5 protein-coding genes are annotated in these 7,207 nt (G+C 62.5%); 2 read left to right on the top strand and 3 right to left on the bottom strand.

What is annotated here, in order from left to right; translation table 11 throughout:
• Window positions 1–199 precede the first annotated feature (199 nt).
• Window positions 200–1,834 (top strand): NAD(P)/FAD-dependent oxidoreductase, encoded by a 1,635-nt coding sequence (locus AWB77_RS32585; RefSeq protein WP_061138572.1) that lies wholly within the window; start codon window positions 200–202, stop codon window positions 1,832–1,834.
• A gap of 350 nt (window positions 1,835–2,184) precedes the next feature.
• Here AWB77_RS32585 and AWB77_RS32580 read toward each other — a convergent pair whose 3' ends face one another.
• The 3 genes from AWB77_RS32580 to AWB77_RS32570 form a co-directional block, all read right to left on the bottom strand.
• Window positions 2,185–3,726 carry a D-arabinonate dehydratase gene (locus AWB77_RS32580; RefSeq protein WP_061138571.1) on the bottom strand — a complete coding sequence of 514 codons (1,542 nt, stop codon included), beginning with the start codon at window positions 3,724–3,726 and terminating at the stop codon, window positions 2,185–2,187.
• A 10-nt stretch (window positions 3,727–3,736) separates the two neighbouring features.
• Window positions 3,737–5,026: an MFS transporter gene (locus tag AWB77_RS32575; protein WP_061138570.1), complete on the bottom strand. Its 1,290-nt coding sequence runs from the start codon at window positions 5,024–5,026 to the stop codon at window positions 3,737–3,739.
• 94 nt (window positions 5,027–5,120) lie between these two features.
• Window positions 5,121–6,245 (bottom strand): mannitol dehydrogenase family protein, encoded by a 1,125-nt coding sequence (locus AWB77_RS32570; RefSeq protein ID WP_061138569.1) that lies wholly within the window; start codon window positions 6,243–6,245, stop codon window positions 5,121–5,123.
• Window positions 6,246–6,467: 222 nt separating this feature from the next.
• Here AWB77_RS32570 and AWB77_RS32565 point away from each other — a divergent pair, with 222 nt between their 5' ends.
• Complete coding sequence (locus tag AWB77_RS32565; protein ID WP_061138568.1) at window positions 6,468–7,166, top strand: FadR/GntR family transcriptional regulator; 699 nt, start codon at window positions 6,468–6,470, stop codon at window positions 7,164–7,166.
• The last annotated feature ends 41 nt before the right edge of the window (window positions 7,167–7,207 follow it).

Here is a 7,207-nt window from a genome sequence, read left to right as displayed (position 1 = left end):
GCCGATGATAGTGCGGATTCCCGTGTGAAAGTAGGTAATCGTCAGGCTCCTCATGCTCCAAACAAAAACCCCACCCCGCAAAGGTGGGGTTTTTGCGTTGGAGCGGCGCAGTAGCGATGCAGCGAAGCATCCGCCGCTCAAGCGTTAGAATCCTCTCTACGTATTTTAAAAAAACGCGGCCCGCGCCGTCGATGTCCTCATGCTACGTCTAAGCGAACTCAAGCTCTCGCTCGATCATCCCGAATCGGCCATTGAAATTGCAGTGCTCGCGCGTCTTGCGGAAATTGGCGTTGCCGCGAACGAACTCGTGAGTTTCCACGTCTTTCGTCGCGCACACGATGCCCGCAAGCGCGCCGACATCAAACTCACATACATCATCGATGTCGAGTTGCAAGACGAAGCGTCGGTACTGAAGCGCCTCGAAGCACGTCCACATCCGCATTGCGGCGTGACGCCGGACATGGCGTATCGTTTTGTCGCGAAAGCACCAGCGTCGTCGACGATGCTGCGTCCGGTCGTCATCGGCATGGGACCGTGCGGGCTTTTTGCCGGCTTGATCCTCGCGCAAATGGGCTTTCGGCCGATCATCCTCGAGCGCGGCAAAGCCGTGCGCGAGCGGACGAAAGACACGTGGGGCCTCTGGCGACGCAACGAGCTCAATCCGGAGTCGAACGTGCAGTTCGGCGAAGGCGGCGCCGGCACGTTCTCCGACGGCAAGCTCTACAGTCAGATCAAGGATCCGAAACACTACGGCCGCAAAGTGCTCGACGAGTTCGTCAAGGCCGGCGCGCCGGAAGACATTCTCTATCTGAGCCGCCCGCATATCGGTACGTTCCGGCTCGTGAGCATGGTCGAAAAGATGCGCGCGCAGATCCATCAGCTCGGCGGCGAAGTGCGGTTTCAGCAGCGCGTCGAAGATATCGACATCGATAACGGCAAGGTGCGCGGGCTCAAACTCTCGACCGGCGAAACGCTGCGCTGCGATCACGTCGTGCTGGCCGTCGGTCACAGCGCGCGCGATACGTTCGAGATGCTGCACGACCGTGGCGTCTATATGGAAGCCAAGCCGTTCTCGCTCGGCTTTCGCATCGAGCATCCACAAGGGGTGATCGACAGAAGCCGCTTCGGTAAATTCGCGGGACACGAAAAGCTCGGCGCGGCCGACTACAAAGTGGTCCATCACTGCAGCAACGGGCGCGCGGTCTATAGCTTCTGCATGTGCCCGGGCGGCACGGTCGTCGCGGCGACATCGGAGCCGGGACGCGTCGTGACGAACGGCATGAGCCAGTATTCCCGCGCCGAGCGCAATGCGAATGCAGGCATCGTCGTCGGCATTACGCCCGAAGACTATCCGGGCGGTCCGCTGGCCGGCATCGCGTTTCAGCGAAAGTGGGAAGAGCGCGCGTTCGAACTGGGCGGCGGCGACTACTCCGCGCCGGGGCAGCTCGTCGGGGATTTCATCGCGGGTCGCGCGTCGACATCGCTTGGTTCCGTGACGCCGTCGTACAAACCGGGCGTGAAGCCGACCGATCTGAGCACCGCACTGCCCGATTACGTGATCGAAGCGATCCGCGAGGCGTTGCCCGAGCTCGACAAGAAGATCAAGGGATTCGCGATGCACGACGCCGTGCTGACCGGCGTCGAGACGCGCACGTCGTCACCGATTCGCGTGCGTCGCAAGGACGACTATCAGAGCATGAACGTTGAAGGCCTGTACCCGGCAGGCGAGGGCGCGGGCTACGCTGGCGGAATCTATTCCGCGGCGATCGACGGCATCGAAGTGGCGGAAGCCGTCGCGATGCAGATGATGGCGCAGCACGCCGCCACGGTCTGATCCACCGCATTAACGACGAAGTCGCGCATAAGTCATCCGATGCGCTGCTGATCGCAATCGAGTTATTGCCGTCGTACTGCCGAAGCAGCCGTTCGTCGGCTGGATCAATCGCGCCGATCCTGTTCGGAGACGCAGCATTCGATTGTTTTCGATGACGCGCGACGACGCCAGCAAGTTTGCCGCGAAAGCAATCGCTCAAGCCATTTTGCGAATGATGCAAAGTGCGGGTTCATGGCACGGTGTTCGACTGTCCCGAAAAGTCGATCGAAATCGACCTCGGACCTGCCTGACGCAAAAAAGGCGCATCGGCAAAACCGGTGCGCCTTTCGAAGACCACTCGAACAACAAACTCAAGTCACAACACCCACCTGCCACGGCACGAACTCACTCTGCCCGTATCCATGCAGTTCGCTCTTCGACGCCACGCCTGACGCGCAGTCGAGCATCATCTGGAAGATCGCATCGCCGAGCTGTTCGATGGTCGCGGAGCCGTCGATCACGCCGCCGCAATTGATATCCATGTCCTCTTCCTGCCGCTCCCACAGCGCGGTGTTCGTCGCGAGCTTGAGGGACGGCGACGGCGCGCAGCCATAAGCGGAGCCGCGGCCGGTCGTGAAGCAGATCAGGTTCGCGCCCGACGCAACCTGGCCCGTCGCCGACATCGGATCGTAGCCGGGCGAATCCATGAACACGAAGCCCTTCGCATCGATGTGCTGCGCGTACTCGTACACTTCGACGAGATTCGTCGTCCCACCCTTGGCGACCGCGCCGAGCGATTTTTCGAGGATCGTCGTCAATCCGCCGACCTTGTTGCCCGCCGACGGATTGTTGTCCATCGCCGCGCCATTGCGCGCACAGTACTCTTCCCACCACTTGATGCGCGCGAGCAACTTTTCGCCGACTTCGCGGCTCACGGCGCGGCGCGTCAGCAAATGCTCCGCGCCATAGACCTCCGGCGTCTCGGAAAGAATCGCCGTGCCGCCATGCGCGACGAGCTTGTCGACAGCGGCGCCGAGCGCGGGATTTGCCGAAATGCCCGAGTAGCCGTCCGATCCGCCGCACTGCAGTCCGACGATCAGATGCGACGCCGGTAACGGTTCGCGCTGCACACGATTCGCATCGGCGAGCATTTCCTTCACCGTTGCGATGCCCCGCTCGATCGTCTTGCGTGTGCCGCCGCTGTCCTGAATCGTGAAGCTCTTGAGATGCGAGCCGTCCTTCAGTCCGCTCGATTCGAGCACGCCCGAAATCTGATTCGTCTCGCATCCCAGGCCGACGAACAGCACCGAATGAAAGTTTGGATGCACCGCGTAACCCGATAGCGTGCGCCGCAAGATGCCGAGCCCTTCGCCTTGCATGTCGATGCCGCATCCGAGACCGTGTGTCAGCGCGATCACGCCATCGACGTTCGGATAGTCCGCAAGCGCCTCCGGATGCACGTCGCGCCGGAAATGATCGGCGATCGCGCGCGCGACCGTCGCCGAGCAATTCACGCTCGTCAGCACGCCGACGAAGTTGCGCGTCGCCACGCGGCCGTCCTCGCGGCGAATGCCCATGAACGTCGCGGGTTCGTCGACGAACGGCGTCGGATGCTGATCGACACCGAATTCGTGCTCGCGTGCGAAATCGGCCATCGACAGATTGTGCGTGTGCACGTGCTGTCCGCGCGCGATCGCGTCCTTCGCCACGCCGATGATCTGGTTGTAGCGCTTCACGGGCGCGCCCGCGGCGATATCGCGCGTGGCGATCTTGTGCCCCGGCGGAATCAGCCCCGCGACGACGAGATCCTCCGACGCGATCCGCGCGCCGGAGAGCAACTGACGCGTCGCGATCACGACATCGTCGTTGGGATGCAGACGGATGACCGCATGGTCGGTGGATGTGGTGGACATGGTTTTAGTCTCAGACCGTGGAAGGTGCGCGGCTGTCGTCGCGCCGGGCTCGCTCTTCTTCGGCGCGATTGAGCGGTTCGATCTTGCCGACAATAACAAGATAGCTGAACGCGCCGAGGAAGCAGAAGCCGCCCGCGACGCACAGCGGAATCACGAACGAGCCCTTGGTGATCGCGAGCATCACGCCGGTGAACGTCGTGATGACGATGCCCGCCAGATTCGATGCAAAGTTCTGAATGCCGCCGATCGACGCGACGTGATCCGGCGTCGGCGCGACGTCGCTCGGCAGCGACCAGATCGACGCAGCCGCGAACGCGAGGCTCGCGTAAGCGATGCCGAAGAACGCGAGCATCAGATAGATGTTTTCGACGAACGCGCACAGCGTGATGACCGACGACATCAACATGCCGCCGACCATGCAGGTCTTGCGCGCGGCGGTGAGGCTCCAGCCGCGCTTGAAGAGCGAATCGGAGATGAAGCCGCCGAGCCAGCCGCCCGGAATCGACATCAGGGCGGGAATCGTGCCGAGCGTGCCGAGCGATTTGAGCGAGAAGCCGTGCGCCTGGACGAGATAACTCGGGAACCACGTGATGAAGAAATAGATAACGAAGTTCAGGCAGAAGAAGCCGAGCATCATGCCCCACAGCGTGCGGTACTTGAACAGCGACGCCCACGACACCTTGTTCTTCGGCGCGACCGGTTGGACCGGCGCGGCGTCGGCTTCACCCGTCAGATCGCCCTTCGACTTGTTACGGTAGATCAGGAACCAGCCGAGAATCCACACGAAGCCGATCACGCCCGTGATGATGAACGACGCTTCCCAGCCGAACGAGCTGATGATGAACGCGACGACCGGAATCGACAGCGCGGAACCCACGCGCGAGCCCGAATCGAAAATGCTGGTGGCGAATGCGCGCTGCGCTTTCGTGAACCATTGCGACACGAGCTTCGCGCAAGACGGATAAGCGCCCGCTTCGCCGATACCCAGCATCAGGCGGCAGCCGAACATGCCGCCGACGCTCGTCGCGACCGCCGTGAGCGCGGTGAATACCGACCACCAGCCGACCGCGAGCGGCAACGCGATGCGCGCGCCGACGCGATCGACGAACCAGCCGAACGGCATCTGCATGAGCGCGTAGCTCCAGAAGAAGCCGCTCAGGATAAAGCCCATTTCAGCCGGGCCGATGTTGAGCGCCTTTTCGATTTGCGGCGCGGCGACCGCTAGATTCGCGCGATCGATGTAATTGATCGCGATAGCCAGAAAAGCCAGAAAAATCACTACCCAACGCATTTTGCGCATCGTTTTGTCTCCTCAATGGGGCGGCACTTCATCTTTATGGACGTCGCCGCGATGCCGGCGCGGCGCGTCGTGATTCGAAATTGGTGCTGCTCTTTCAGGCGGCTGCGAGTGCGTCGGAGAGACGCTTCTGTTCGATATCGAGGTGCAGTTCGCGCGCGAGATCGATGACGGGCTGAAAGCGTCGGACTTTCTTCTCGTCGTGATTGCGCGCGATGTCCGCGAGCCGATGCACGAGAAACGGATTCTCGAAGCGGTCGCGCACGTTCGCGAGATATTCGGTTGCGACGTCGCCCTTGCCGAGCGCCGCGAACACCGGCAGCACTTCGTCGCGCCACGTCGCTTCGAGCGGCTCGCGGTAGGCCGGATCGCGCATCGCGTCGAGCACGGTCATCTCGGGCGCGCCGCCGCGCGTGCGCCAGATCTGCGCGAGCATTGTGTGGCCAAGATTCAGCAGCAAGAGCTTGAGGCGCTCGTAATGGGCGAGATCGTCGGTGACGACGATGTCCTCGTGCTCGCACGGCAGCACCATGCCTTCCTGACGCTCGATCGCCCAGAGCGCGTAAGGCTCGGCAATGGCGCCAACGGGCTGGATCGGCTCCGACACGATGCGGTCGACGAGCGAATTCACCCACACGCAGCCATTATTCAGATAGTCGATGAAGGCTTCGTCGACGTTCCAGCCGCGCGCCACGCCGATCACCAGATCGCGCAGCGTGTCGCCATTGCGCGAAACGAGCTCGCAAGGCAATAGCGTGATCGGCTGCGCGCCGGCCTGAAACCGCGCGTGCAGCAGCACGGCGAGCTTCGCCGCGAAACCGCGCGGCGTGCGCGCACCGTCGAGCAGACCGGCGGTGTCTTCATCGAAAAGCGCGTAGCCGGCGTCCGCCGTATTCGACACGATCACTTTCACGTCACGCTTCACGCGTTCGATCAGCAGCGGCCAATCCTCGTTCGCATGCAGCGCTTCGGTGATGGAGTCGCACTCGACGGTGGTATCGATGGTTTCGTCGCGCTGACGGCCGCGAATACGCACCGGATAGTGTCCGGCCGCGCGCAGGGCGTCGACGCGCGCGCGACTGTCGGCGCTCGACGTCGTCTGAACGACGGTAATCTTGCCGAGCGCTTTCGCCGGATCGTGGCGCGCCGCGACGGTCACGAAAAAATCGACGTGCGCCTGCAGGAAACGGCTCGTGCCGAATTGAAGAATCGGATTGCTCATCGTCGGGCGCGCTTGTGAAGAAGATCGTGGGAACGGTTCCAGATCGCCGCAAAAAAAATTGGCCCACCTGGCCTTACCGGATTGCATACTAGTGTCTCGAAATGGAATTGGTCAAGCCACTTGTAAGCAGTCTGGGAACGGCAAATACCCGTCGCACGGCGCGTCAACCCTTCCACTGATTACAATCCACGTTTTCCCCGAGACGAAAGCAGGAGCCAGCACGTGAACGTGAAACCAGCCGAAACGCGCCGCCTCTATCTACAGATCGCCGACAAGCTGCGCGGGCTGATCGAACAACAGGGTTTCGCGCCGAACGGACGGTTGCCGTCGGAGCGCGAACTGGCCCAGACGCTCGGTGTATCGCGGCCGTCGGTGCGCGAGGCATTGGTTGCGCTGGAACTGGAAGGGCGCGTCGAAATCCGCATGGGTTCGGGCGTGTATATCGTCGCGGCGCCGGCCGCCAAGCCGCCCGCGACGGAAGCGGAACTGGGCGAAAGTCCGATCGAGATCATGAACGCGCGCAGCGTGATCGAAGGCGCGATCGCGGCGAGCGTCGCGCCTTTCGCGAAACCGAAAGAGTTGAAGGCGCTGCGCGCAGTGTACGAGACGATGGCGCGCGAAGTAGAAAACGGCCAGGTGCCGATGGCCGCCGATCGCGCGTTTCACATCGCAATCGCGCAAATGACAGGCAACGACGTGCTGGTGCGCACCGTCGGCAGCCTGTATGACGAGCGGCACAGTCCGCTGTCATCGACGCTGCGTGGGCACTTCGAAGGGGAAGAAACGTGGGCGGCCGCGCTAGGCGAGCATCGCGAGATTCTCGAGGCGCTGGAGGCGCGCGATGCGGTAAGAGCACACGCCGCAATGCAGCGGCACATGCGTCATTCCGCAGCGCGCCTCATGTCGAGACGCAAAAGCTGACGCCGGCGCGCGCTCGGAACGCGCACCGGCTTCGAGAACGT

Source organism: Caballeronia fortuita, assembly GCF_001544835.2.
Lineage (GTDB): Bacteria > Pseudomonadota > Gammaproteobacteria > Burkholderiales > Burkholderiaceae > Caballeronia > Caballeronia fortuita.
This window is presented reverse-complemented; position numbering and strand designations above follow the sequence as displayed.